This is a genomic window from Brevundimonas sp. AC546 (assembly GCF_979258305.1).
This window is the reverse complement of record NZ_OZ409849.1, coordinates 1,469,798-1,493,776: the sequence shown is the minus strand read 5'-3', so window position 1 is coordinate 1,493,776 and position 23,979 is coordinate 1,469,798. Positions and strand designations below refer to the sequence as shown.

Sequence of the window (23,979 nt, the reverse complement as noted above, 5' to 3'; positions counted from 1 at the left end):
CCTGATGTCGTCAGGGCGTCGGCACGATCTCGGTCGTGGTACCCGACGGCATCGTGACTGTGCGGCTCGTGACGGGCGCCTTGCCCGTCTCCTCGACCGTAGTCGTCGTCGAAGACCAGACCGTATGACTAACGCGGCAGGTCTTGCCGCCATAGTTATCCGCGCCGATCGCGGGGTCTTGGGTGCAGGTCGGCGTTTGGCTCGCCATATCCGCCGCCGCCTTGTCCAGCGCTTGGAAACCGGCGCAACCGCTTCCTGAAACGGCGAGCGCCAGCAGGACGACGAATCTTATACGCGACATGACAGCCTCCGATTGACGGGTGGACAATCGCGCGCCTTGTGGGTCAATGCAAATGGCCAAGCTGAACAAAAACCCGACGAAATCGCTTGGGTCAGACGCCACAGCCCCTAAATGGGGTTCAGGAACAAACCGTCTTCAGGAGACTGACATGGCCTTCACCCTGCCCCCGCTGCCCTACGCCTATGACGCGCTGGAGCCGGCCATCGACAAGGAGACGATGACCTTCCACCACGACAAGCACCACCAGACCTATGTCGACAACCTGAACAAGGCCGTCGACGCCGACGCCGGTCTGCAGGGCAAGTCGCTGGAAGAGATCTTCACCAGCATTTCCACCGCGCCCAAGGCCGTCCGCAACAACGGCGGCGGTCACTGGAACCACAGCCTGTTCTGGGAACTGCTGGCCCCGGTCGATCAAGCCGGCGAACCGTCAGCTGAACTCGCCGCCGCCATCGAGAGCGATCTCGGCGGGATGGACAAGTTCAAGGAAGACTTCAACGCCGCCGGCGCCGCGCAATTCGGTTCGGGCTGGGCCTGGCTGATCGTGCAGAACGGCAAGCTGAAGATCACCTCGACCCCCAATCAGGACAATCCGCTGATGGATGTCGTGGACGAGCGCGGCGAGGTCATCCTGGGCGCTGACGTCTGGGAACACGCCTACTATCTGAAATACCAGAACCGCCGTGCCGACTATCTGAAGTCGTTCTGGTCGGTCGTGAACTGGAACAAGGTCAACGAACTGTACGAAGCCGCCAAGTAAGGCAGGCCCCAAGATCGAGACATGACGACGCCCGCCGGAACCTCCGGCGGGCGTTTTCGATTCAGGTCTTACAGATGGAGACGAATGCGATGCGGATGATGATGACGGGGGCGGCCCTGGCCTGCCTGACCCTGGCGGCGTGCCAGCAGCCGGCGAGCGAGCAGAAGCCCGGCGACCACGCCCCGCCCACGCCGCAGCAGACGGTCGCCGCGCCGGCGGAAAAGCCGGTCTATCGCTTCAAGATCGGCGCGCTGGACGCCATCGCTCTGTTCGACGGCGAGAACCCGGTGCCGAACGACAACAAGGTGTTCGGCGTCGGTCTGAATCCTCAGGCGGTCGCAGCACCCCTGACCGCCGCCGGTCAGCCGGCCGATCCGATCATGCTGGAAATCCACCCGCTGCTGGTCAGGAACGGCGACCGCACCATGCTGTTCGACACGGGCCTGGGCGAGGGCAAGGGTCAGTTGATGGACAGCCTGCAAAAGGCTGGCGTCGATCCAGCCTCGATCACCGACGTGCTGATCTCGCACGGCCACCCCGACCATGTCGGCGGTCTGATCCGTAGCGGCGGCCTGGCCTTCCCCAATGCGGCGATCCGACTGTCGCAGGCGGAGTGGGCGTCAATGCGCGCCAATCCCGAACTCGCCGATCTGGTGCGGATCATCACGCCCAAGGTCCAGGTCTTTGCGCCGGGCGGAGAGGTCGCGCCTGGCGTCACGTCTCAGGATACGGCGGGCCACACACCGGGCCACGTCGCCTATCTGATCGCCGATGGCCAGAACCAACTGCTCTACACAGGCGACCTGATGCACCACTGGATCCTGTCTGTGGAGCACCCGGATTGGAAGGTCGGCTATGATGACGACCAAACGGCGGGCGAGAAGGCGCGGCTGGACGAGGTGACGGCGCTGCGCAACTCTGGCGCCCACATCTACGCCTATCACTTCCCCTTCCCGGGCCTGGGCAAGATCGCCACCCGCGAGGGCCGGGCGATGTTCATCTCCGAGGCGCAGCCTTCAAAATAAGGGAAGGCCGCCAGATAGGGGTCAGACCCTCAGGTCCACGCCCTGCCGAACGCGCTCGTTCATGCGTTCGGCATGGTGCTGCCTGACCGCGCGGCGCTGGCGCAGCATCTCGTGGATGCCGTCGGCGAGGTCCAGCAGTTGATGATCGGTCAGGGGTTCGACCAGATCGACCAGTTGTTTTTTCAGGGTTTCCACCGCCTGATCGGACAGGCCAGTTTGAAAGCTTTTGGATTCAGTCTGCATTCCACTCCTCCTTGTCCTCGCGCAGTGTTCGGTTGCGTCAGATGAAGGGTGGAATCGGGTGATCGTTCCATTCCATCGTGCTTAACGGCCCGTCCGGCTTGACTCGCTGCGCGTCGGTGGCCATAAGCGCCGCCTTCCACGGATCCGTTTCGACGGAGCCGGGGATTGATGACGGAAGATGCGTGGACCGCCGTTGAGATCGCATTCCCAATCGAGGGGATGCCGGGCCGTATCGTTGAAAAGAGAATAGAATGTCCAAGCGCCACAGCGCCAAATACAAGATCGACCGCGCCATGGGTGAGAACCTGTGGGGCCGCGCCAAGTCGCCGGTCAACAAGCGTTCTTACGGTCCCGGTCAGCACGGTCAGCGTCGCAAGTCGAAGGTCTCGGACTTCGGTCTGCAACTGAAGGCCAAGCAGAAGCTGAAGGGCTACTACGGCAACATCACCGAGAAGCAGTTCGCCAAGACCTACGACGAAGCCACGCGTCGCAAGGGCAACACCTCGGAAAACCTGATCGGCCTGCTGGAATCGCGTCTGGACGCCATCGTCTACCGCGCCAAGTTCGTCCCGACCGTCTGGGCCGCCCGTCAGTTCGTCAACCACGGCCACGTCCTGGTCAACGGCAAGAAGGTCGACATCGCCTCCTACCGCGTGAAGCCGGACGACGTCGTTACGGTGAAGGAAAAGTCGCGCAGCATGGCTCTGGTGATCGAAGCCCAGACATCGTCGGAACGCGACGTGCCGGATTACCTGGAACTGTCGGACCGTTCGTTCTCGGCCCGCTACGTCCGCGTGCCGGAACTGTCGGACGTGCCCTACGCCGTGAAGATGGAACCGAACCTGGTCGTCGAATACTACGCTTCGTAAGCAGAGCTTACGAAGCTTTCTCCAGGGGGCTATCGCCCTTCGGGCTACTTGAGCCCCGCAGGTGATGGTCTTGGAGACTTGAGTTTGAGGGGCCTCGGATTCGTCCGGGGCCTTTCGTTTTTTTTACCCTGTTCCCTCAACGGGCGAACAGGCGCATTCTCGGCCCGTTCAGGCTTTGAGAGACAGGGGAGGTCGTCGGTGCGCGACTCCATCATGGGACGCTTGGCTTTGATCGCCGCCGCATCGGCGAGCCTTGCCGCCTGCGTCACCGCCGGCGAACCGACCGTCTCGACCCAAGGCATGCCCGGCGCGCTGGAGCCGATCCACGCCGCCGCCTTCACCAAGAACGAGGCCGTCTTCTGGGTCAGCTCCAACGGCTGCACCGACAAGGAAGACCTGATCCCCATCGTCAGCCTGCAGGGCGGCGCCGCAGTCATCACCCTGCGCCGCATCGACGAGGACAAGTGCCGTCAGGACTTGGTCGAGGGTGTGGAACTGAAGTGGTCGTTCGAGGAACTTGGCCTGCCGCCCGGCTCGCCCATCAGCGTCAACAACCCCTATCAGATGCCGCGTTCCTGATCCCGGATAGGATTGGTTAAGCCTGTTCAGGCGCGTCTGATTAAATTCTCTGCTGCTAGGAAGCCCGGCTGTCACTCCACGGTCTGTAGCTTTTCATGCGCTTTTTCACCTGCCTGACCGACGATCATAACCTCTGGCTGGTCGGGCTCGCCGCCGGCCTGTGCCTGATCGGCTCGATCATCACCTTCCGGCTCTATCGCCGGCTGCGCGTCGCCGAAAAGGGCACGCGCCTGGCCTGGACCTTCATGGGCGCCGTGGCGACCGGGGCGACGATCTGGTGCACCCATTTCGTGGCCATGATCGCCTATGAGCCCGGAACCGACATCAGCTATGAACCGGTTCTGACAGGCGTGTCCCTGGGTGTGGCCATCGGCGGCAGCGCGCTGGCGCTGTGGGTCGCTTCGCGGGCCCTGCGCCTTTCGGCCGAGATCGGCGGCGTGCTGTTCGGCCTGACGGTGGTGGCGATGCACTACACCGGCATGGCGGCCTTCGCCACCGATGCCGTCATCCACTGGTCCGCCGCCTATGTCGCCGCTTCAGTCGTGGGCGCGGTCGTCTTCGGCGCCCTGGCGTTCAACCGGGCGCGGCGTTCGGGACAGGTGCTTCCGGTCGCCCTGATGGTCCTGGGCATCGTCGCGCTGCACTTCACCGGCATGGCGGCCATGACGGTCATTCCGCTCGCGCCCATGTCGGCGGGCCACGTAGGCGATCCAGCCAATGTCGTGATGGCCTTCGCCGTCGCCGCCGTTGGCCTGATGATGCTGGGCACGGGCGTCGCCAGCCACGCTCTGGACATGCAATCCCGCCTTCAGGCCAAGGCCCGCCTCGATCACCTGATCGAAGGCAGCGTCGATGGCATGGTGGTCGAGCAGGACGGCCTCATCCTGGCTGCCAACGCCGCCTTCGCTGAACTGGCGGGCGTCGAGCATGACGCCCTGGTCGGCGAGCCGCTGTCGCGCTGGCTGGTTCATACCGCCGACCTGGCGGTGGGCGGCCTGACCCAGTCCAGACTGATCGCGGCAGGCGGGGCCGAAATCCCGGTCGAGATCGCCGTGCGTCGCGACGGAGAACACGCCGTCGAAACCGATCTGATGATGATCTACGCCGTGCGTGACCTGCGCATGCGCCTGGCCCAGGAACGTCGCATCGCCCACCTGGCGCGCAACGACGGCCTGACCGGCCTGCCGAACCGCTCGTCCTTCCTCGAATGGCTGACACGCCAGACCTCGGACCTCAACGCCCCGACCAAGGTCGCCCTGCTGGCCATGGACCTGGACCGGTTCAAGGAGGTCAACGACGTTCACGGCCACGCCGCCGGCGACCAACTGCTGATCCAGATCGCCGAACGGATGCGGGCCTGCCTGCGCCACGACGAGTTTGTGGCCCGCCTGGGCGGAGACGAGTTCGTCGCCGTCATGCCGATCCGCCACCGCGACGACGCCCTGGACCTGGTGGCGCGCCTGCGCGACGCCGTCACCGAACCCGTCATTCTTGACCATGCCGAGGTCGCCTGCGGCCTCAGCACCGGCATCGCGATCTGGCCCGACGACGCCCACGATCCGTCCGCCCTGATCAACGACGCGGACCTGGCCATGTACCGGGCCAAGGCCTCGCTGGGGACCGACGTCTGCTTCTACGAGGAGGAGATGGACGAGGCGGTGCGCACGCGCCGTCGTATGGCCCAGCAGATGCGCGAGGCCCTGGACCAGGGTCAGTTCAGCCTGAACTGGCAGCTTCAGGCCGCCGTCGATACCGGCGACATCACCGGCTACGAAGTTCTGTTGCGCTGGATCCAGCCGGACGGGACCTTCATCTCGCCGGCCGACTTCATCCCCCTGGCCGAAGAGAACGGCCTGATCCTGCCGATCGGGGAATGGGTGCTGCGCACCGCCTGCGCCGAGGCCGCCAAATGGGCCGAGCCGCACAAGATCGCCGTCAATCTGTCGCCGGTCCAACTGGGTCACGTCGATCTGCCGCGCCTGGTGCATCAGGTCCTGATCGAGACCGGCCTGTCGCCGGCCCGGCTGGAGCTGGAGATCACCGAGACGGCCATGATCACCGACATGGAGCGCACGACCCACGTGCTGCGCCAGCTCAAGCTGCTGGGGGTCTCCATCGCCATGGACGACTTCGGCACCGGCTATTCGTCGCTGTCGACCTTGCGCGCCTTCCCGTTCGACAAGATCAAGCTGGACCGTTCCTTCATGTCCGAGCTGGACGGCGGGCCGCAATCCGCCGCCATCATCCGCGCCGTCCTGGCCCTGGGCGAAAGCCTGGAGATCCCGGTTCTGGCCGAAGGCGTCGAGACGCTGGAACAGTTGACCTTCCTGCGCGATCAGGGCTGTGACGAGGTCCAGGGCTATCTGCTCGGACGGCCGCAAAAGACGGCCGAGGGCGAGGTCCAGGCGGCGGCGCGGGTGCTCTGGGCTCCCGACCCAGCGTTGGAAGAGGCGGCCTGATCAGGCCGCCCGCCTAGCCGGCCTTGCCGTAACCCGGCCAGTATGTGTTGCCCGCCCGCTCGTACTGCGGGGGCAGGCCCTCCTTTTCACCCAGCGTCACGGCTGCATGGTGCGCCCAGTTCGGATCGTCCAGCGCCGCACGCGCGATGGCGATCAGGTCGGCCTGACCCGAGGCCACGATGTCCTCAGCCTGTTGCGGATCGAAGATCATGCCCACGGCCATGACGCTGGCGTCCGGCGTCGCGGCCTTCACGGCCTGTGCGAACTGCAGCTGATAGCCCGGCTCGGCGCCCGGAATGTCGGCGCGCGCGACATTGCCGCCCGAGGTCAGGTGCAGATAGTCATAGCCCATGTCGTGAAGGGCCTGACCGAAGGCCGTGACCTCGTCCAGCGCAATGCCGCCCTCGACCCAATCCGACCCGTTGAACCGCACGCCCAGCGCCTTGGTTCGGGGCCAGGCGTCGCGCAGGGCTTGCGCCACCCGCAGGGGGAAGCGCGCCCGGTTCTCGTATTCGCCGCCAAACTCGTCTGTGCGGTGATTGGACAGGGGCGACAGGAACTGGGTCAGCAGATAGCCGTGGGCGGCGTGCAGCTCGACCAGATCGAATCCGGCGCGGTCCGCCCGGCGCGCGGCGTCCTCGAAAGCGGCGACCACGCGGTCCATGTCGGCCTCGCTCATCGCCGTCGGAGTGTGCCAGTCGTCCTTGAACGCTTCGGCCGAGGCGCTGAACGTCTCCCATGCGCCCTCGTCGGCGCCCAGGGCGCGACCGCCCTTCCACGGCGCGCTGGTCGAGGCCTTGCGCCCGGCATGGCCCAGCTGAACCCCGATCGGCGTGTCGCTGTAGGTGCGGATGTCGGTGATGATCCGGGCGAAGGCTGCTTCCTGGGCGTCGTTCCACAGGCCTGTGTCGTCCGGCGTGATCCGCCCCGCCGCCTCGACCCCCGTGGCCTCGACGATCACCAGACCTGCGCCCGAGATCGCCAGCTTGCCCAGGTGCTGCACGTGCCAGGGTTGGGGCACGCCATCGACGGCCGAATACTGGCACATCGGGGCGATGACGACGCGGTTCTTCAGCGTCAGGGGCCCAACGGCGCGGGGCGAGAACAGCAGGCTCATGAGAGGCGATCCGAAGGAAAGGGGAGGGACTGTAGCTATGGCGGTTGCGGTCACGTTCAACCCCGACCCTTTCCAATTGTTCATCCAGCTTGCCGATTATTCACGTGTGCACAGCCGGCCCTCGCGGCACATAGGGTCAAGCTTTCAAAGGGGAACCCAAATGCTTCGTCTCGCTCTCGCCATCGCCATCGCCGCCCCGCTGCTGTCGGGCTGCATCATCGTCTCGACCGAAAAGCCGACCACGCGGGTCATCACCGCCCCGGCTTCGGGCCAGTGATGCGCGGCCTCGTAAAGGGTCTGGCGGTCGCGGCGCTGGTCGCGCCGCTGCTGTCGGCCTGCGTCATCTATGACAGCGATGCGGGCGAGAACGTCTCGGTCAATGTCACCCGAAACGACGCCCCGCCGGCCGAGGCCATTCGCGAGGCCCGCTTCGCGGACGGCGCCCTGGTCGCGCGGGTTGATTCCAACGGCTGCACCCAGGCGTCCGATTTCGAAGTGTCGGTTTCGGACAACAGCCCGACCGAGATCACGCTGCGGCGCACCAAGGAAGACCTGTGCAAGGCCTTGGTCCCCAACGGCGTCGAACTGCGCTGGACCTACGCCGACCTGGGTCTGGAGCCCGGAACCCCGGCGCGGATCCTCAATCCGCTGAAGTAAGACGCCCACGACCCACGTTTAAATCTCGTCATCCTAGGCACAAGGCCTAGGATGACGGAGGGAAGGTAAGGCTCAGCCCGCCGTCGTCTCGAACACGCTCAGCATCGTGGGTGGAATACGCTGCGGCCTCAGGGTCCGGGCGTCGACCAGCACCCATTCGGTGACGCCCTGGGCGCAGACGCGGCCCTGGGCGTCCTCGATGCGGACATAGCGGGTGAAGCGCGGCCCCTGCGGATCGCCGACCCAGGTGCGCGCGACCACGTCCTGCGCGCCCGGCTCGATGCCGCGCAGATAGTCGATCTCGTGCCGGGTCGCGACCCACGACCATTTCGCCCGCGTCGCCTCGTCGAAGCGCACGTTCCAGTGGGACGTGCCGGCGTCCTGCAGCCAGCCGACATAGACGACATTGTTGACGTGGCCGTTGGCGTCGATGTGCTCGGGCCGCACGTCCAGCGGCACGACGAAGACCTCGCGGTCCTCGCGCGGCGTCAGGGTCTTGCGCGCCATCAGGCCTCGCCGAGCGGCACGCCCTTCTCGACCATCAGGGCCTGAAGTTCGCCGGCCTGGAACATCTCGCGGATGATGTCCGATCCGCCGACGAATTCGCCCTTCACATAGAGCTGGGGAATGGTCGGCCAGTCGGTGAAGGCCTTGATGCCTTCGCGCAAAGCTTCGTCCTGCAGCACATCGACGCCGACGAAGCCCGCACCGATCTGATCCAGGATTTGAACCGACAGGGAAGAGAAGCCACAGCGTGGCTGGTCCGGCGTGCCTTTCATGAACAGCACGACGTCGTGCTGGGCGACGGTTTCGCCGATGAAGGCGTGGACGGGATCGGCGGTCTGAGCAGTATCGGTCACGGGAAGGGCCTTTCGTGAAGCCCGTCAGCTAGGGAGCCGAGAGGGTTCGGTCAAGGCGTCCGCGACGATCTGTATGGCGCGGGTTGCTCTGCGTCAGGCGGCCTGGCTGGCGACAACGCGCGCCATCTCGATCTGCGCGGCCAGGCCCGGCGGCATGTCGCGCTCGGGCGCCACCGCCAGCGTCGCCAGCCGGTCGGTGTCGGTGGCGTTGACGATCACGCTGGACACCGTCGGGTCGGTCAGGACGTAGGCCAGGCAGATCGCCTCGGCCGTCCAGTTCTGCGTGCGGTACAGGAAGCCGAAGGCGTCCCTCTGCGGCGTATCCGGCGGGCGCTTCTGGGCGCCGATGCCGAACAGACCCTTCTTGAAGATCGGTGCGATACGGGGGCCGGAGCGACGGTCGGTGTAGAAGTCATAGGCGAAGACCGACATGTCCTGCTCGCGCGCCGACCGGATGCGGTTGCGGACCCGCCAATCGGCGTTGATGCCCAACGGCGTCAGCAGGGCGTCGAACGCCCCGGTCGAGACATAGGCGTCCATCACATCGCCGCCGCCGGCGATGCCCAGCAGCTTGATGCGTCCGGTGGCCCGCAGGGCCTTCAGGGCGTTCAGCGACGTCTGCGGCAGTTCGGTCTCGCCGGGTTCATGCAGCACCGCAATGTCGATCCAGGCCAGACCCGAGAAGTGCAGCACCCGGTCGATGGCGGCGGTCATGCCCTCGGCGGAGAAGTCGCGGCTTCCGTCACGCCCGTCTCCGGCTCCCAGCGTCAAACCGACATAGACCAGCTTGCGGTCCACATGCGACAGCGCTTCGCCCAGCACCTCGGCCGCCACGGGGTCGGCGCTGTCCAGGCGGTAGCTGTTCACCCCGGCTTCCAGCGCCGAATACAGCAGGTCCAGACCCGCTTCACGCCCACGCTTCAGCGCATCGGCGCCGAAGTTCAGCGTCAGGTTTGAAATCGCTGCGCCCGAAGCGCCGAATGGGCGATAGCGCATTGCGTCAGGCCTCCTTCGCCGGCGCCGAGGTCTCCAGCGCCAGCGCATGCAGTTCGCCGCCCATCTGCCCCTTCAGGGCCGCATAGACCAGCTGATGCTGACGCACGCGCGCCAGGCCGGCGAAGGCGTCGGACACGATCCGCGCGCGATAGTGGTCGCCGTCGCCCGCCAGATCCTCGATGTCGATCTCGGCGTCGGGAAAGGCCTCGACCAGATGCTGGCGCAGCGTTTCGACGGACATGGGCATGGCAAAAAACTCGCGGCTCGTTCGACGCGATTTTGACGGATAAACCTTAATGGCGGCCTACACGGAACGGCGGGGTCGCTCAAACAGCTGAACCGTATGATCCTTGTAGGTCGCGGTCGCATACAGGCGATAACCGACCCGCGCCGCCAGCTTCAACGAGGCCAGGTTCTCGGGCGCAATCATGCAGACGGTGCGCGCCCCCAGCGTCCAATCGGTCCAGTCCAGCGCCGCCGACAAAGCCTCCGCCGCATAACCCTTGCCCTGAAACGCCGGCGCGACGCCCCAGCCCAGCTCCGGCGCATCGAACGGCGGCTCCAACTCGCGGCGATAGTCGAACACCCCCACGCTGCCCAGATAGGCGCCGCCCTCGCGCAGCCGGATCGTCCAGTTGCCGTGCCCCATCGCGACCCAATGGCCGATGTCGCGCAACAGCCGGAACCAGACCTCTTCGCGTCCCAGCGCGCGGCCCATGATGTAGCGCGTGAAATCCTCATTCGACCAGAGCGTCAGCAGGTCGTCGAAATCGTCCGTCGAGACCGGGCTCAGCACCAGCCGCTCGGTCGTCAGAATGGCGTCGGTCACATCAGGCCCAGTTGCTTGAAGCTGGCCACCCCGTCGCGGCCGACGACCAGATGGTCGTGCACCTCGACGTTAAGCGCGCGCCCGGCCTGCACAACCTGTTTCGTGATCTCGATATCGGCGCGGCTGGGTGTCGGATCACCCGACGGATGGTTGTGGACCAGGATCAGGGCGCTGGCCGACAGCTCCAGCGCGCGCCGCACGACCTCGCGCGGATAAACCGGGGCATGATCGACCGTGCCCCGGTTCTGCACCTCGTCCAGGATCAGCTGGTTCTTCTTGTCCAGATACAGGACCCGAAACTGCTCGCGCGGCTCGTGTTGCAAGGCGATCCGCACATAGGCCAGCAGCGCCGTCCATGACGAGATCACCGGCCGTTTCGCGGTCGGCTCGCGTGCGATCCGCCGCGTCACGTCGAAGATCAGCTGCAGGTCCAGCGCCGCCGCCCGCGTCGCCTTGCCGGGCACATAGCCCAGCGACCGCGCCACCTGATCCTCGATCGCCTCATGGCTGGCCGCCCCGATCCCCTCCAGCCCCCCAAACCGCGCCAGCAGATCCTTGGCCAGCGGCTTGGTGTCCTTGTAGGGCACGCTGCGGAACAGCAGCAGTTCCAGCAGCTCGTAGTCGGGCAGGGCGCCCAAGCCGCCCTTGGCCGCCCGCTCGCGCAGCCGGTCGCGATGGCCGCTGTGGCGCGGGATCGGCTTGGTCGAAATCTCGTCGGTCATACGCCGTCAGGCTCGCAGATGCGCAACCTTCACAGGATCGGTCGATCCGTGTGCGCGCGCAAGTTCGACGTGTGCCTGCACACCTTCTTTCGTCATCCTCCGGCGAAGCGCAGCGAAGACCGGGGGGCCAGCGGCGCCGAAGGCGATGCGTCCATCGGCATGATGTCGAATGAAGGCGTCTGCGGCAGGTTCGCGCTCGCGCGCGCCGCTGGGTCCCCCGGTCAGCGCCGCAAGCGGCTTGCCGGAGGATGACGAAAGAATGCCGTCAGTTCGGCCGGAACAGCCCCGCCGGAGACGCCGTGAAGATTTCCAATCCGTCTTCCGTCACCCCGATGGTGTGCTCGCACTGGGCCGACAGGGACTTGTCGCGGGTCACGGCGGTCCAGCCGTCGGACAGCACCTTCACGTGCGGCTTGCCCAGGTTCACCATCGGCTCGACGGTGAAGAACATGCCGGGCTTCAATACTGCGCCCTCGCCGCGACGGCCGTAGTGCAGGACATTGGGGCTGTCGTGGAAGACGCGGCCGATGCCGTGGCCGCAGAAGTCGCGCACCACGCTCATGCGCTGGGCCTCGACGAACTTCTGGATGGCGAAACCGATGTCGCCGAAGGTATTGCCCGGTTTGACCTGTTCCAGGCCCAGATCCAGCGACTGATAGGTCACGTCGATCAGCTTCTTGGCCCGCGCGTTGATCTCGCCGACCGCATACATGCGGCTGCTGTCGCCGTGCCAGCCGTCGACGATGACGGTGTGGTCGATGTTGACGATGTCGCCGTCCTTCAGCACCCGGTCGCCGGGAATGCCGTGGCAGACGACGTGGTTGATCGAGGTGCAGACAGTCTTCTCATAGCCCTTGTAGCCCAGGCAGGCGGGCAGGCCGCCGTTGTCCAGGGTGAACTCGCGCACCAGATCGTCGATCGTGCTGGTCAGGACGCCCGGCTTCACATGGGCGGCGATCATGTCCAGCGCCTCGGCGACCAGACGGCCGGCCTTGCGCATCCCTTCGAAGTCTTCGGCTTCGTGGACGCGAATGGCGCTGGAGCGGACCAGGACGTCGGTTTCGATTTCGGGCGTTTCGTACATGATCGATCGGTCTGCAAAAGGCGGGATGCGGCGAAATCCGTTGGCCGCAGATGGTCGTTATAGCATGAAACCTCAACCCCGAGTTTGGATTCCCGCATGACCGACCCCGATCCCACTACTACCGGGCCCACCGCCGCAGTCTTGGTCATCGGCGACGAAGTTCTTTCGGGCCGCACCCAGGACACCAACACCAACGCCATCGCCCGCTTTCTGGCCGCGCTGGGCATCGACCTGATGGAGGCGCGGGTGGTCGGCGATGACCACGACCGGATCATCGAGGCGCTGAATGCGCTGCGGACGCGCTGGGACTATGTCTTCACGACCGGCGGCATCGGTCCGACGCATGACGACATCACCGCCGATGCGGTCGCTGCGGCCTTCGACGTGGCCTTGGCTGAACATCCCGAGGCTCTGGCCATTCTGGCGCGGCGTTATGGCGACGATTTCAATGCGCCGCGCCGCCGCATGGCCTGCATCCCCGACGGCGGCGTCCTGATCGCCAATCCCGTCACCGATGCGCCGGGCTTCCAGATCGGCAATGTCTTCGTCATGGCCGGCGTGCCCAGGATCATGCAGGCGATGCTTGAGGATGTGGCCCCGCGCCTGCGCACCGGCGCCATTGTTCATGCCCAAACGCTGAAGGTCACCGGAGTGGGCGAGGGGGCTGTGGCCGATGTGCTGCGGACGGCCGCGAATATGCGCCGTGACCTGTCGTTCGGCAGCTACCCCTTTGGTCACGGCAGCGTCGGCGAGATCGGAACACAGCTGGTCATCCGTGGCCGAGACGCGGGGATTGTCGGGGCAGCGGCGCAAGATTTGATCGCCGAACTGCGAAATACGGGCATCGACGTTGCCGTAACGTAACCTCTCGAAGCCGTGATCATGTGCGGCTTCGGCGCCACGGTTTCGCCCGTTTCCGGTCCGATGGGGGCCTTGCCCGCAACGCTTTCGCGCCGCGAACGCTGAGAGGGCTCCTCCCCGGATCGACCGCGCGTAATGCGATCGGCGTTTATTAGGTGTTTGAAATGACCTCCAGGAACTTCGCCCGCGTGGGCGGGCTCGCCCTTACGACCGCCCTGCTGGCCGGCGTCGCCGCTCCGGCCATGGCCGGCTCCTTCTATGTCCAAGAACAATCGACGCGCGCCCAGGGCCGCGCCAACGCCGGCGTCGGCGCCGACAAGGGCGTCCAGTCCCTGTGGTGGAACCCCGCCGCCATCGCCGGCACCCAGCGCGAAGTCTATGTCGGCATGCACGGCCTGATCCTAAACTCCGACGTCGATGACCGCGGCTCAACCCTCGGCTACAATCTGCCTGCCCCGACACCACCGTTCCCGGCCGGCACCATCCTCAGCGGCTCGACCGTCGTCGCCGGTGATCCGCACGTCCATAACGTGGTCGAAAGCGGCATCGTGCCGAACTTCGCCATCTCCATGCCCATCGGCGACCGCTTCAACGTCGGCCTGGCCGTCCAGGCCCCCTACAACTTCACCACCAAATACGAACAACCCGACTTCGCGCGCTACGACGCCCTGACGTCCGAGCTGCGCTCGGCCAACGTCAGCCTGGTCGCCGCCATGACGGTCACCGACTGGCTGGACATCGGCGCCGGCTTCGACGCCCAGTACGCCAAGGCGACCCTGTCGTCGGCCCTGCCGAACCTGCCGACCGTCGCCGGCGTGGCCCCGCTGGTGCTGATCCCTGCAGCGACCGACGGCCGCAACGACCTGGAAGGCGACGGCTGGGATTACGGATGGAACGCCGGCGCCCAGATGCATTTCGGCAAGCTGGACTTGGGCGTGTCCTACCGCTCCAAGATCGAGCACGAGCTTGAGGGCACGGTGAACATCTCAGGTCTGACCGGCGCCCTGGCCGCCGCCAACGTCTCGGCTGACGGCGTGGCGAGCTTCAACACTCCCTGGTACGCCACCGTCTCGGCCCGTTACGCCGTCAACGACCGCCTGACCCTGAACGCCCAGGTCAATCAGATCGGCTGGAGCGAGTTCGACGCCATCCGCGTCGCCTACGGAGCCACCGGCTCGTCGACCATCGTTCAGGACTATGATGACGTCACCACCGGCGCGATCGGCATCGACTACAAGATCGATCCGACCATGACGGTCCGAGCCGGCCTGGGCTACGACCCGACCCCGACCTCGGACGATCACCGCACCGCCCGTATCCCGGACGGCGACCGCTGGCTCTACGCCGCCGGTCTGTCCAAGACGATCGGTTCGATGACCTTCGACGGCGCCGTCACCTACATCGACATCGACACCGCCACGATCAACGACACGCGCGACGTCTATGGCAACGGCCTGGTCATCTCGAACCTGCGAGGCGAGGCCAAGGGCTCGGGCGTCGGCTTCTCGATGGGCGCCACCTGGGCCTTCTAAGGTCCGCACACGCCTGACATGAGAACGGCGGCTCCTGCGAAGGAGCCGCCGTTTTTTATTCCTCCACCGCGTAGCGGGGGAGGGGGACCGCGCGTAGCGGGGTGGAGGGGCGGAAACGGGCGCGATATCCGACGTTTCACGCCGTGCGGCGTTCGCCCCCTCCACCGCTTCGCGGTCCCCCTCCCCCGTTTCGCTACGCTTGACGGGGGAGGATTTAGATCAGGCCTTGGCGCCGCCGACATAGCCCTTGCCGCCGTTGGACGGGCGGCGACGGGGACGGCGCTTCATTTCGCCTTCAGCCGGCTTGACGTTGTCGTTGATCGACGGGACGCGCTCGCCGGCCAGGGGGTTGTAGGCGCGTTCGGGACGCGGGGCCGCCGGGGTCTCGCCGGGACGGGCGCGACGCTGGCGATGAGGCTGGCCGCCGCCTTCCGGGCGCACGCCGTCGCGATGCGGGACGCGGCTGCGTCCACGACCGCCCCGGCCGCCTTCGTTGCGGTCGCCGCCTTCGCGTTCCGGCATGGTCGCCTTCTTGCCGACGCCGGTGGCCATGATGGTGGCGTCCAGCTGGCCAAGGGCCTTGTCGTTGCGACGGTCGATGGCCGGGATCTTCTGGCGCGTGACCTTTTCGATATCCTTCAGCAGCTTCATCTCGTCGCCGGCGACGAAGCTGACGGCGGTGCCGTCCTTGCCCGCCCGCGCGGTGCGGCCGATGCGGTGGACGTAGCTTTCCGGCACGTGGGGCAGTTCGAAGTTCACGACGTGCGAGACGCCGTCCACGTCGATGCCGCGCGCGGCGATGTCGGTGGCGACCAGCACCCGCAGCTTGCCGGCCTTGAAGGCGGCCAGGGTGCGCTCACGCTGGGGCTGGCTCTTGTTGCCGTGGATGGCGCCCGCTTCGACGCCGCCGGCTTCCAGATAGGCCGCGACCTTGTCGGCGCCGTGCTTGGTCTTGGTGAAGACCAGGCAGCGCGTATATTCGGGATCCGAGAACATCTCGGTCAGCAGGGCGCGCTTCTTGCCCTGTTCGACCCAGACGATCGATTGGCTGATACGTTCGACGGTAGTGGCCTGCGGCGTGACCTGGACCTTGACCGGGTCCTTCAGCAACTCGCCCGCCAGCTTGCCGATCTCGCCCGGCATGGTCGCCGAGAAGAACAGGTTCTGACGCTTGGCCGGGATCTTGGAGACGATCTGGCGGATCGGCTTGATGAAGCCCAGGTCCAGCATCTGGTCGGCCTCGTCCAGCACGAAGATCTCGGTCTGCGACAGGTCCAGGTTCTTCTGCTGGATGTGGTCCAGCAGGCGGCCGGGCGCGGCGACCAGGATGTCCAGACCCTGTTGCAGGGCGCGTTCCTGACCGCCGTATTTCACGCCGCCGAAGATGACCGCGACCCGGAAGCCCAGGTGGGCGCCGTAGGCCTTGAAGCTGTCGCCGATCTGGGTGGCCAGTTCACGCGTGGGCGACAGGACCAGCACGCGGGTCGTGCGCGGTTTGGGGGCGATGCGGTTCTCGGCCAGGCGATGCAAGATCGGCAGGGCGAAGGCGGCGGTCTTGCCGGTGCCCGTCTGGGCGATGCCCAACAGGTCCTTGCCGGCCATGACGTCGGGGATGGCCTTTTCCTGGATCGGGGTCGGCTTGGTGTAGCCGGTCGAGGCCAGCGCCTGGAGGAGGGCCTTGTTCAGGCCCATGGATTCGAAGGTGGTGCTCACAGCAGTATCTTTCGCGTGCGGCGACGCGCATCGGCCATGGCATGACGCCGTCGGGCCGCGCACCGCCAGTCCCGACGGGGCCTCAAGGAATGAGGCCTGCGGGGTGGATCGGGCGCCGCCCCGCGTGTCCGGGCAGCGAATGGATATGAGGGGCCGGCGGCTTCTACAGACAGGTCTGAATCAGACCCACACGCGCTGGAGACGCCGGAGATCGCGATTGTGCGACGCAGCGCAAATGGGCGCTTATCGCCGATAAGTCAACTGCCGCACACATCAGGGCGCGTATCGCGTCGCCGCCTCGGGCAGGCCGTCGGGCAGCCCGATGGCCGCGCGCCACTCCTCAGGATGCAACCGCGCCATCTCCAGATCCAGCCAGGCCAGCGGCTTCAGCCTCCCGTCCTCATCCCAGAATCGCTCCGCCCACGGCTGTCCCATCTCGCGCGCCCGCGCCCGATCCCGCGCCGTCGCCTCCGGCCCCAGATGCGTCGCCCGCCAGTGATACAGCCACGGAATATGCCAGTGCGGCGCGCTGGTCAGCCGCTCGTCCCGCATCGCCGCCGCCAGACATTCCGCCAGCGCCCGCGCATCCTCCAACTGGGCGGAAAAGGCGTCGCGCCGCGCCTGGATATGCCGGTCCCAGCCTTCCGCCGGCTCGATCGGCCCCGCCTGCGCCGGATCGGGCCGTTTCCACCCCTCCGCCTCGCGCCGCTTCCACAGGGCGTGCACCCCCACGTCATAGCGCGCGGCGACCGAGCGCGCGGTCTCGCCGTCCTCCCACGCCTTGCGAACCTCGGCCCAGACGGCGTCCGGCCGGATCTTGCGATGTATGCCCTGGCTCATGGGGATAGGGTCGTCGCACGCCCCTGCGTCATCATCGGACGCAGGCCTCGCCGCGCGCCGATTTAGGATGGCTGGCGCGCCTTACCTGACATGTCGCGATGTGGAAAATCAGGTCTCTAGCCTCGAAAATCGCCCGTCTTCCGGCCTGAGGTAGAGACCGCCCCATACTGTCCGCATGGAAAAACGCCGATACAAGATCAAACCGCCCGAGGTCTGGACCCAGGTCCGACAGGACTATCTCTCCGGCCTCGACGCCAGGACCACAGCCGCCCGCCACGGCGTCACCGAGGCCGCCCTGCGCGCCCGCGCCACCAAGGAGGGCTGGTCCCGCCACCCGCGCACCGAGGCCCCGCCGCCCGCGCCGCCGCCGCTGTCGGCTCAGGACGCCGCCGACCTGTCGCCCGACGACCCCAACGATCCGTTGGCCCTGGCCCGCGCCGCCGCCCAGGCCTCGGGCCGCGCCCTCCACGCCCAGGACTTCGCCCAGGCCCGCGCCCTGGCGGCTTTAGCCGAGACCTATCGCAAACTGGCCGACCGCGACGGCCCCGGCCGCGCCTCCCGCCTGACGCTCAAGACCGCGCCCCTGCAACTGGTCTTCGACATCCTGACCAATCAGGCGGAGGCCCAGCGCCGCTTCGCCATGAACACCAGCGACAAGAGCGACTGGGAACTGAGAGGCCAGTACTGGCAGGTTAACGAGAAGCTGGAGCGCGCCAACGACGAGTGGAGCGAGGCCCAACTGGCCCGCCGCGTCCAGCTGGACCGCCGCATCGCCGCCCTGGAGACTCAACTGCGTGAGGCCGGCCTCGACCCCGTCATAGAGCGCGAACAGGACCGCCGCATCTCCAAAGGCATCGACCTCTACCTCGGCACTTGGCGTGGGATCGTGTCGATGGAGGAATGGGAGAAGACGCTGGATGAGCTCTAATCCGCCCTTCTCCCCTTGCGGGAGAAGGCGCCCCGCAGGGGCGGATGAGGGGTCGGTTCGACCCAAACCGCCATGGCCGCCGAAATGGAGACCAGCCGCACCCAGCTGAACCGCGTCCTCGACCCGGAGGCTTCAAACGTGACGCTGGACACGCTCAGCCGCGCGGCACGTGTGCTGGGTCGCGCGTTGTAAGGTGGAGTTAATCTAGCCCCTCAATCTCCGCGCTCGAACACGTGAGGTTGTCAGTTCTTCGGTTGCGACATCCACATACGCGATTTCAAGAATATGGTTGTCTTCGAGGGACCATCGGCAAACGGCGGGCTGACTGGGATCAATCTCAAGCCCATCCTGAATCCGCACCTTAAAAGGACCGCCCTCGACCAAGCCAGCTACGCTAACCACCTGCCCGTGGCCTCGACCGCGCACGACGCTAAGGGCCGCCGGATACCAGTCTCGTCGCCAATGAGCCTTCTTCAACCTTAACGGCCGGTCAGGCACCGCTTTGGGGCAATTGTGCCGTAGAAACGAACCGTCTCCTGCCGTGATGAAGCTCCCGCCCTTTGGGCCTGGTACATAGTGTATGGGCATCCCGCACTTTCGGCAGTGTGAAACACGCCGCCATTTCAAAAGTGATCTCTCAAAAGGCGGGGCCAGACTTCCAAGCAGTGGCGCTTCTGGAAAGGGGCGAGGTGGCTGGGAGTTGGGATGGCCGCCCTTGAAATTGCAAACGCAATCTGGCGGATGATTATAGCCGTTGCACGCCATTGCAGTCTCCGTGGTTGATCGGCGACCTGACCATACGCACGCGTCATTTACGGTCGTGGGCACAATATATGGCGTAAGAACGAATTGGCAACACTCGATCTGGCGTGTGCTACTGTGCTACGGCTTGTTGCTGCATCTACGGATGGTCTTGTTCAGCGTTCGCACTAACGTCATGTCTTGCTGGCGAGGAGCAGGATCCCGTCCGCTGCCGCCAGGACCGCGAAATGGAGACCAGCCGCGCCCAATTGAACCGCGTCCTCGACCCGAAGCCGTCGAATGCGACGCTGGACACACTCGCCCCGCCGCTGGGGCATTCGCTGAAGGTGGAGTTGGTTTAGGCGAGCCGATCATGCCCGAACGCCAAATCGTCCGCGCGCTTAGTGACGAAGATGCTATGGGGTGGCTGGCTGATTTGTGATGACGCCTTACGGTGATCGACGGCGTGAAAACAGCTTCACTTGAGAACGAAATCGGAACATTCTTGGATTTATGAGCCAGGATCACATGAACTCCATTGAACTGTTCGCGGGCGCAGGCGGGCTTGGCATAGGCCTCCACCGGGCGGGATTTCATCCCTTGAAGGTGGTCGAGCGTGACGCCTACTGCTGCGACACCATTCGCGAGAACCAGAGACGCGTCGGTTCAATGGTTGCGGACTGGGCCTTGGAGCAGTGCGATGTTCGGTCAGTCAATTTCAGCGCCTACTCCAGCAAGCTCGACTTAATCTCCGGCGGACCGCCCTGCCAGCCCTTTTCCATGGGCGGCAAGCACAAGGCCTATGACGACGCGCGTGACATGTTCCCCGAGGCCATTCGAGCGGTCCGCGAGGCGCGGCCGAAGGCCTTCGTATTCGAGAACGTCAAAGGCCTGACGCGGGCCAGCTTTCAGAACTACTTCGAATATATCCAGCTCCAGATGCGGCATCCCGAGATCACGGCGCGGCCGGATGAGGACTGGAGCGAGCATCATGCGCGATTGGAACAGCATCATATGTCAGGGTCTCGCGAAGGCCTGAACTATCGGCTGGTGACCCGTCTGCTGAATGCCGCGAACCACGGTGTTCCGCAGAAGCGCGAACGCGTCCTGTTCGTGGGGTTCCGCGAAGACCTCGATCTTGAATGGTCCTTCCCGGTCGAAACCCATTCTGCGGATGCCTTGCTTTGGGAACAGCACCGTGACGGGGTCTACTGGGATCGTCACAAGGTGGCTCGCAAAGATCGGCCCGAGAATGAGGTATTGGCCCAGCGCGCCTTGCGCATGGACGCCAAGCCGACGACCGCGCCATGGAAGACGGTGCGAGACGCTATCGCGGACCTGCCCGATCCCGAATATTCAAAGGACAAGGCAACGGCGGTTTCGAACCATCGCTTCCAGTCTGGTGCGCGCAGCTATACGGGGCACACCGGCAGTCCTCTCGACGAACCGGCGAAGACCCTGAAGGCAGGGGTCCACGGCGTGCCGGGCGGTGAGAACATGCTGCTGAAGCCAACGGGTGAAGTTCGCTATTTCACCGTTCGTGAAAGCGCGCGCTTGCAGACCTTCCCCGATGACTATGTATTCCACGGCTCGTGGAGCGAGACGATGCGACAACTGGGGAATGCCGTGCCGGTGCGGTTGGCGGAAATGGTGGGCAAGGATGTGGCGCGACGGCTGAGGTTCGCCGCGTGACAGGTGTAGCTGGATATACCGAGTTCGAATTCGATCTACCCGATGCGCTTCTGAATCATCTGATCAAGGTGCTAGACGCCTTAGCTCCCGCGCCATTGCGAGCAAATGCTGTCTCCGAGGTGCCAGAGGCTCAGGGTGTCTATCAGCTCTTCTTGGACGGCAAACTCGTCTACATCGGCAAGACGGATGCGGAAGCCGGTCTTCGAAAGCGTCTGGACCGGCATGCATTCAAGATCCAGCATCGGACTGGATTGGATCCCAGGCGAGTGAGTTTCCGCGCGGTTCGGATATTCGTCTTCACCGCTATTGATCTAGAAACCCAACTCATCAAGCACTACGCAAAAGACGGAACTGCGTGGAATAATCGAGGTTTCGGGGCCAACGATCCGGGACGCCGCCGAGATCGCACCCGAATTCGTGCCGTGAACTTTGACGCCCTGTACCCTGTCGATATCGACCGACCGCTGGATGTCGATTTTTCCACGGCTTCAACAGTGGGCGAGGTCGTTGCCCGTCTGAAGCAGGCCTTGCCTTATACTTTCCGATACGAGACTGAGGGCAGGAAGCCTGCAACCGATCTGATGGTGACACCAATTTCTTTGCCGGCTGCTCCAATGTCGGCTCGCCAGGTGTTGGAAGCAGCTACCGAGCTTTTGCCGAAGGGCTGGCAGGCCACAAGCTTCTTGCACCAACTGATCCTATACCCGGAGACGGTGGACGATTATCCAGATGCGACGGTGATCGCGAGATCGTAATACAGAGCGCCTGAGAGCATAGCCCCTACAGCCGCCCCTTCCTGAACCGCTCCTGCGCTTCCGCCGCCGCGTCCGCCCGCCAACGCTTCGGCGCCGACTTGTCCACCTCTTCCCCCGCGCCGGTCAGGGCTTCGTTGGCGAACTCCAGGTCCATCAGCTTCATGCGCTTGATCTCGTCGCGCAGGCGGCCGGCTTCCTCGAACTCCAGGTTGGAGGCGGCCTCGCGCATGCGGCCTTCCAGGTCGCGCAGGGCGGCCTGGAAGTTGGAGCCGACGAAGGGTTTGGAGGCCTCGGCCACGCCGGGCCGGGTGATCCGGTCCATCTCGCGCGACTCATAGGGGCTGGCCATGATCTCCTTGATGTCGCGCTTGACGCTCTCGGGGGTGATGCCGTGTTCGGTGTTGTAGGCGACCTGGCGTTCGCGGCGGCGGTCGGTCTCGGCGATGGCGCGCTCCATACTGCCGGTCATGCGGTCGGCGTACAGGATGACGCGGCCGTCCACGTTGCGCGCGGCCCGGCCGATGGTCTGGATCAATGAGGTCTCGGAGCGCAGGAAGCCCTCCTTGTCCGCATCCAGGATGGCGACCAGGCCGCACTCGGGGATGTCCAGCCCCTCGCGCAGCAGGTTGATGCCGATCAGGCAGTCGAACGATCCCAGTCGCAGGTCGCGCAGGATTTCGATCCGCTCCAGCGTATCGACGTCGGAGTGCATGTAGCGGACGCGCACCCCCTGTTCGTGCATATATTCGGTCAGGTCCTCGGCCATCTTCTTGGTCAGGGTGGTGACCAGGCTGCGATAGCCCTTGGCGGTCGTCGCCTTGACCTCGTCGATGACGTCGTCGACCTGGTTGCGGGTCTTGCCCGACACGGGGCGGATCTCGACCGGCGGGTCGATCAGGCCGGTGGGTCGGATGACCTGCTCGACGAAGACGCCGCCCGCCTGTTCCATCTCCCACGGGCCGGGGGTGGCTGACACGTGCACCGTCTGGGGGCGCATGGCCTCCCATTCCTCGAACTTCAGCGGGCGGTTGTCGATGCAGGAGGGCAGGCGGAAACCGTATTCCGCCAGCGTGGATTTGCGGCGGTAGTCGCCGCGGAACATGCCGTTGATCTGGCCGATGGTGACGTGGCTCTCGTCCACGAACAGCAGGGCGTTGTCGGGGATGTATTCGAAGAAGGTGGGCGGGGGCTCGCCCGGCGCGCGGCCGGTCAGCCAGCGGGAGTAGTTCTCGATGCCGGCGCAGCTGCCGGTGGCCTCCATCATCTCCAGGTCGAACCGGGTGCGTTGCTCCAGCCGCTGGGCCTCCAGCAGCTTGCCGTTCTCGACCATCCAGTCCAGCGTCTCCTTCAGCTCGGCCTTGATGCCGCTGGTGGCCTGGTTCAGCGTCGGGCGCGGGGTCACATAGTGGCTGGCGGCGTAGACGGTGATCTCGGTCAGGTCGGCGGTCTTCTTGCCGGTCAGGGGATCGAACTCCTGGATCGCCTCCAACTCGTCCCCGAACAGGCTGATGCGCCAGGCGCGGTCCTCAAGGTGGACCGGGAATATCTCGATCACATCGCCGCGCTTCCTGAACATGCCGCGGTCGAAGTTCAGGTCGTTGCGCTTGTACTGCAGCGCGATCAGATCCGCCCGCAGCTTCGCCTCATCGATCTGGTCCCCGACCTTCAGCGTGAACGTCATCGCCGTATAGGTCTCCACCGACCCGATGCCGTAGATGCAGCTGACGCTGGCGACGACGATCACATCCTCCCGCTCCAGTATCGCCCGAGTAGCCGAGTGCCGCATCCGGTCGATCTGCTCGTTGATGGACGAATCCTTCTCAATGTAGGTGTCGGTTCTCGGAACATAGGCTTCCGGCTGATAGTAGTCGTAGTAGCTTACGAAGTATTCGACGGCGTTGTCCGGAAAGAAACTCTTGAACTCGGAATAGAGCTGGGCCGCCAGCGTCTTGTTCGGGGCCAGGATCAGGGCCGGGCGCTGAGTTTCCTCGATCACCTTGGCCATGGTGAAGGTCTTGCCCGAGCCGGTGACGCCCAGCAGCACCTGGTCGCGGTCGCCCGCATCCGCCTGGGCCACCAGTTCTGCGATGGCGGCAGGCTGGTCGCCAGCGGGAGTGTATTTGGTCTCCAGTCGGAAACGACCGCCCTTCTTCTTGCCCTCGTGCGAGGGGCGGTGCGGCACCCAGTCGGCGGGGGCCGCGATGGGCTCCTCCGGCGTCAGGCGCGGGCCGGTGACCGGCGCGAACATCGGCATCTTGCCCGTATCGCGGATGAAGGCAGTGGACGCCTCCTGCACCCCCGGATTTGGCACGTGAACGGGCTTGGCCGGCTTGGCGGCGGCGGGCTTCGGCGTCGAAGAACGGTTCATGAACAGAACTTAGTGAGCACTTGCGGGTCACGCCATAGCGCGCGAGGC

At 65.4% G+C, this 23,979-nt stretch carries 25 protein-coding genes; 12 read left to right on the top strand and 13 right to left on the bottom strand.

Going from position 1 to position 23,979, the window contains the following annotated elements:
• Positions 1-10 precede the first annotated feature (10 nt).
• Positions 11-301 (bottom strand): hypothetical protein, encoded by a 291-nt coding sequence (locus ACZZZD_RS07410; protein ID WP_463433922.1) that lies wholly within the window; start codon positions 299-301, stop codon positions 11-13.
• Positions 302-449: 148 nt separating this feature from the next.
• Between ACZZZD_RS07410 and ACZZZD_RS07405 the strand changes: the two genes are divergently transcribed.
• Complete coding sequence (locus ACZZZD_RS07405; RefSeq protein WP_346494790.1) at positions 450-1,061, top strand: superoxide dismutase; 612 nt, start codon at positions 450-452, stop codon at positions 1,059-1,061.
• Between the two features lie 74 nt (positions 1,062-1,135).
• A complete protein-coding gene (locus ACZZZD_RS07400) occupies positions 1,136-2,086 on the top strand; it encodes an MBL fold metallo-hydrolase (RefSeq protein ID WP_463433921.1) in 951 nt (316 codons plus the stop codon).
• Between the two features lie 21 nt (positions 2,087-2,107).
• Here ACZZZD_RS07400 and ACZZZD_RS07395 read toward each other — a convergent pair whose 3' ends face one another.
• Positions 2,108-2,329, bottom strand: a complete 222-nt coding sequence (locus ACZZZD_RS07395; protein ID WP_159849368.1) for a hypothetical protein — start codon at positions 2,327-2,329, stop codon at positions 2,108-2,110.
• Positions 2,330-2,580: 251 nt separating this feature from the next.
• Here ACZZZD_RS07395 and rpsD point away from each other — a divergent pair, with 251 nt between their 5' ends.
• The 3 genes from rpsD (at position 2,581) to ACZZZD_RS07380 (ending at position 6,236) form a co-directional block, all read left to right on the top strand.
• A complete protein-coding gene (rpsD, locus tag ACZZZD_RS07390) occupies positions 2,581-3,198 on the top strand; it encodes a 30S ribosomal protein S4 (protein WP_159849378.1) in 618 nt (205 codons plus the stop codon).
• A 198-nt stretch (positions 3,199-3,396) separates the two neighbouring features.
• Positions 3,397-3,777: a hypothetical protein gene (locus ACZZZD_RS07385; protein WP_463433920.1), complete on the top strand. Its 381-nt coding sequence runs from the start codon at positions 3,397-3,399 to the stop codon at positions 3,775-3,777.
• A 95-nt stretch (positions 3,778-3,872) separates the two neighbouring features.
• Positions 3,873-6,236 (top strand): bifunctional diguanylate cyclase/phosphodiesterase, encoded by a 2,364-nt coding sequence (locus ACZZZD_RS07380; protein ID WP_463433919.1) that lies wholly within the window; start codon positions 3,873-3,875, stop codon positions 6,234-6,236.
• Between the two features lie 13 nt (positions 6,237-6,249).
• Here ACZZZD_RS07380 and ACZZZD_RS07375 read toward each other — a convergent pair whose 3' ends face one another.
• Positions 6,250-7,353, bottom strand: a complete 1,104-nt coding sequence (locus ACZZZD_RS07375) for an NADH:flavin oxidoreductase/NADH oxidase (RefSeq protein WP_463433918.1) — start codon at positions 7,351-7,353, stop codon at positions 6,250-6,252.
• A gap of 276 nt (positions 7,354-7,629) precedes the next feature.
• Between ACZZZD_RS07375 and ACZZZD_RS07370 the strand changes: the two genes are divergently transcribed.
• On the top strand, positions 7,630-8,010 hold the full coding sequence (locus ACZZZD_RS07370; RefSeq protein ID WP_463433917.1) for a hypothetical protein: 381 nt from the start codon (positions 7,630-7,632) through the stop codon (positions 8,008-8,010).
• 72 nt (positions 8,011-8,082) lie between these two features.
• Here the strand turns inward: ACZZZD_RS07370 and ACZZZD_RS07365 are convergent, their stop codons facing one another.
• From ACZZZD_RS07365 to radC, 6 genes are all read right to left on the bottom strand, one after another.
• On the bottom strand, positions 8,083-8,517 hold the full coding sequence (locus tag ACZZZD_RS07365; protein WP_463433916.1) for an acyl-CoA thioesterase: 435 nt from the start codon (positions 8,515-8,517) through the stop codon (positions 8,083-8,085).
• Complete coding sequence (grxD, locus tag ACZZZD_RS07360; protein WP_463433915.1) at positions 8,517-8,870, bottom strand: Grx4 family monothiol glutaredoxin; 354 nt, start codon at positions 8,868-8,870, stop codon at positions 8,517-8,519. Before grxD ends, ACZZZD_RS07365 begins: the two co-directional genes overlap by 1 nt.
• Before the next feature lie 93 nt (positions 8,871-8,963).
• The gene (locus tag ACZZZD_RS07355; protein ID WP_463433914.1) at positions 8,964-9,866 is read right to left on the bottom strand and encodes an aldo/keto reductase; all 903 of its coding nucleotides are present in this window, start codon (positions 9,864-9,866) and stop codon (positions 8,964-8,966) included.
• A 4-nt stretch (positions 9,867-9,870) separates the two neighbouring features.
• Positions 9,871-10,113, bottom strand: coding sequence for a BolA family protein (locus tag ACZZZD_RS07350; RefSeq protein ID WP_159849394.1), 243 nt, complete (start codon positions 10,111-10,113; stop codon positions 9,871-9,873).
• A 57-nt stretch (positions 10,114-10,170) separates the two neighbouring features.
• The gene (locus ACZZZD_RS07345; RefSeq protein WP_463433913.1) at positions 10,171-10,695 is read right to left on the bottom strand and encodes a GNAT family N-acetyltransferase; all 525 of its coding nucleotides are present in this window, start codon (positions 10,693-10,695) and stop codon (positions 10,171-10,173) included.
• On the bottom strand, positions 10,692-11,417 hold the full coding sequence (gene radC, locus ACZZZD_RS07340) for a RadC family protein (protein ID WP_463433912.1): 726 nt from the start codon (positions 11,415-11,417) through the stop codon (positions 10,692-10,694). Before radC ends, ACZZZD_RS07345 begins: the two co-directional genes overlap by 4 nt.
• Positions 11,418-11,435: 18 nt before the next feature.
• Between radC and ACZZZD_RS07335 the strand changes: the two genes are divergently transcribed.
• A complete protein-coding gene (locus ACZZZD_RS07335) occupies positions 11,436-11,669 on the top strand; it encodes a hypothetical protein (RefSeq protein ID WP_463433911.1) in 234 nt (77 codons plus the stop codon).
• A gap of 13 nt (positions 11,670-11,682) precedes the next feature.
• Here the strand turns inward: ACZZZD_RS07335 and map are convergent, their stop codons facing one another.
• The gene (gene map, locus ACZZZD_RS07330) at positions 11,683-12,501 is read right to left on the bottom strand and encodes a type I methionyl aminopeptidase (protein WP_372693036.1); all 819 of its coding nucleotides are present in this window, start codon (positions 12,499-12,501) and stop codon (positions 11,683-11,685) included.
• Between the two features lie 96 nt (positions 12,502-12,597).
• Here map and ACZZZD_RS07325 point away from each other — a divergent pair, with 96 nt between their 5' ends.
• Both ACZZZD_RS07325 and ACZZZD_RS07320 read left to right on the top strand, forming a co-directional pair.
• The gene (locus ACZZZD_RS07325; protein WP_463433910.1) at positions 12,598-13,365 is read left to right on the top strand and encodes a competence/damage-inducible protein A; all 768 of its coding nucleotides are present in this window, start codon (positions 12,598-12,600) and stop codon (positions 13,363-13,365) included.
• A 161-nt stretch (positions 13,366-13,526) separates the two neighbouring features.
• Positions 13,527-14,894: an OmpP1/FadL family transporter gene (locus ACZZZD_RS07320; protein WP_463433909.1), complete on the top strand. Its 1,368-nt coding sequence runs from the start codon at positions 13,527-13,529 to the stop codon at positions 14,892-14,894.
• 219 nt (positions 14,895-15,113) lie between these two features.
• Here ACZZZD_RS07320 and ACZZZD_RS07315 read toward each other — a convergent pair whose 3' ends face one another.
• Together ACZZZD_RS07315 and ACZZZD_RS07310 are read right to left on the bottom strand one after the other, a co-directional pair.
• Positions 15,114-16,607, bottom strand: coding sequence for a DEAD/DEAH box helicase (locus ACZZZD_RS07315; RefSeq protein WP_463433908.1), 1,494 nt, complete (start codon positions 16,605-16,607; stop codon positions 15,114-15,116).
• Positions 16,608-16,880: 273 nt separating this feature from the next.
• Positions 16,881-17,447 (bottom strand): hypothetical protein, encoded by a 567-nt coding sequence (locus ACZZZD_RS07310; protein ID WP_463433907.1) that lies wholly within the window; start codon positions 17,445-17,447, stop codon positions 16,881-16,883.
• A gap of 175 nt (positions 17,448-17,622) precedes the next feature.
• Between ACZZZD_RS07310 and ACZZZD_RS07305 the strand changes: the two genes are divergently transcribed.
• From ACZZZD_RS07305 to ACZZZD_RS07295, 3 genes are all read left to right on the top strand, one after another.
• The gene (locus ACZZZD_RS07305) at positions 17,623-18,375 is read left to right on the top strand and encodes a hypothetical protein (protein ID WP_463433906.1); all 753 of its coding nucleotides are present in this window, start codon (positions 17,623-17,625) and stop codon (positions 18,373-18,375) included.
• Positions 18,376-19,644: 1,269 nt separating this feature from the next.
• The gene (locus ACZZZD_RS07300) at positions 19,645-20,808 is read left to right on the top strand and encodes a DNA cytosine methyltransferase (RefSeq protein ID WP_463433905.1); all 1,164 of its coding nucleotides are present in this window, start codon (positions 19,645-19,647) and stop codon (positions 20,806-20,808) included.
• Positions 20,805-21,563 (top strand): GIY-YIG nuclease family protein, encoded by a 759-nt coding sequence (locus ACZZZD_RS07295; RefSeq protein ID WP_463433904.1) that lies wholly within the window; start codon positions 20,805-20,807, stop codon positions 21,561-21,563. The genes ACZZZD_RS07300 and ACZZZD_RS07295 overlap by 4 nt, the downstream gene beginning before the upstream one ends.
• 25 nt (positions 21,564-21,588) lie before the next feature.
• Here the strand turns inward: ACZZZD_RS07295 and uvrB are convergent, their stop codons facing one another.
• Complete coding sequence (gene uvrB / locus ACZZZD_RS07290) at positions 21,589-23,931, bottom strand: excinuclease ABC subunit UvrB (protein ID WP_463433903.1); 2,343 nt, start codon at positions 23,929-23,931, stop codon at positions 21,589-21,591.
• Between the last annotated feature and the right edge of the window lie 48 nt (positions 23,932-23,979).